General features: G+C 37.7%; 1 protein-coding gene. It reads left to right on the plus strand.

What is annotated here, in order from left to right:
• The first annotated feature begins 108 nt into the window (after positions 1–108).
• Positions 109–1,296 carry an IS256 family transposase gene (locus BMY57_RS15795; RefSeq protein ID WP_077701816.1) on the plus strand — a complete coding sequence of 396 codons (1,188 nt, stop codon included), beginning with the start codon at positions 109–111 and terminating at the stop codon, positions 1,294–1,296.
• Positions 1,297–1,496 lie beyond the last annotated feature (200 nt).

Consider the following 1,496-nt stretch of genomic DNA (forward strand, 5'->3'; position numbering starts at 1 on the left):
GAGAGTATAAAATATTTTGTGTAAATGATTTTTAGAACATAGAAAAAGGAAGACCCTTTTTGTAGAATTAAGTTAGCCGACAAAATTCACAGAAAAGAGGTCTTCCCTATGAACCATGTTACTACAGATTTAATTGAAGCTCTAGTCCAAAAACAGGATATCCAAGAAGTTTTTCGCCAACATCTTGAGTCAGCAGTCAATCAATTACTCAAAAATGAATTGACAGCTTTCTTAGATTATGAACCTTATGATCGAAAAGGTTTTAATTCTGGCAATTCACGTAATGGCACTTACCCTCGTTCAATTAAAACGGAATATGGGGAATTAAATATTGATATTCCACGCGATCGTAACGGTGAATTTAAGCAACAAACTCTGGGCTCTTATAATCGCACGAATGATACTCTTGAAAGTTATATCATTCATATGTATCAAAAAGGCATCACGACAGACGAAATCGTTCAACTTATTGAGCGAATGTACGGCCATCACTATACGAAACAGACCATTTCCAATATCACTCAGCGTGTATCAGAGGATTTAGAAGCGTTCCACAGCCGAAGGCTCAACGAGCGCTATGTTTGTGTCTATTTAGATGCTACGCATATTCCAATTAGACGCGATACTGTCCAAAAAGAAGCTGTCTATATATCGATTGGCATTACCGAAGATGGCACAAAGGAAGTTTTGGATTATACGATTGCCCCAACGGAATCAGCTCACGTTTGGGAAGAGATGCTTTCGTCCCTTCGTGAACGAGGCGTTAAAAACGTTCTGTTGTTTGTCTCTGATGGGCTTAAAGGAATGACCGATTCGATTCATCGTGTTTACTCTAAAGCGAAACATCAGGTTTGCTGCGTACATGTTTCTCGAAATATTTCTAAAAAAGTACGCGTCAGCGATCGTGAAGACATCTCTAATGACTTTAAAAAGGTATATCAAGCTGAAAATCGTACTGAAGCTGAATCTCAACTCGAACAATTTCGGGAGAAATGGCAAAAGCTTTATCCATCTGTCATTAAAAATGTGATGGGGCATGAACAACTCCTAACGTTTTTTGATTTTCCGGCTTCTATTCGAAGAAGTATTTACTCCACGAATTTAATAGAGTCTTTTAATAAGCAAATCAAACGCCATATCAAAGCCAAAGAGCAATTTCCGAATGAGGAATCGCTCAAACGTTATTTAGTCACGCAATTCCATCATTATATTGAAAAACATAGTATGCGATGTCATAGAGGGTTTGAAAAAGCTAAACCAGAACTACTTAAAATGTTTGAAGCTATCGAAACTTAATCTTCTTCAGTTTTGGAAGTTTAGCTGGTTCTCACCAAGCATCAAGCCAAATACGCTTGACCCTTGGTGAGAACCAGCTATGGGGTTAGTAACTGAAGAAGAAAGTCACAGTCCGACCTGCAAGGTCGTTTATAATAAATAACTAGCTTAATTCTTACAAAAGGGCTTAGTGTCATTTACACAAAATTATTGACACTCCC

The organism is Piscibacillus halophilus (genome assembly GCF_900110685.1).
Taxonomy (GTDB): domain Bacteria; phylum Bacillota; class Bacilli; order Bacillales; family Alkalibacillaceae; genus Piscibacillus; species Piscibacillus halophilus.

Excerpts from the sequence above, each read along its gene's own strand:
- BMY57_RS15795 (WP_077701816.1), top strand. The coding sequence starts at position 109 with ATGAACCATGTTACTACAGATTTAATTGAAGCTCTAGTCCAAAAACAG.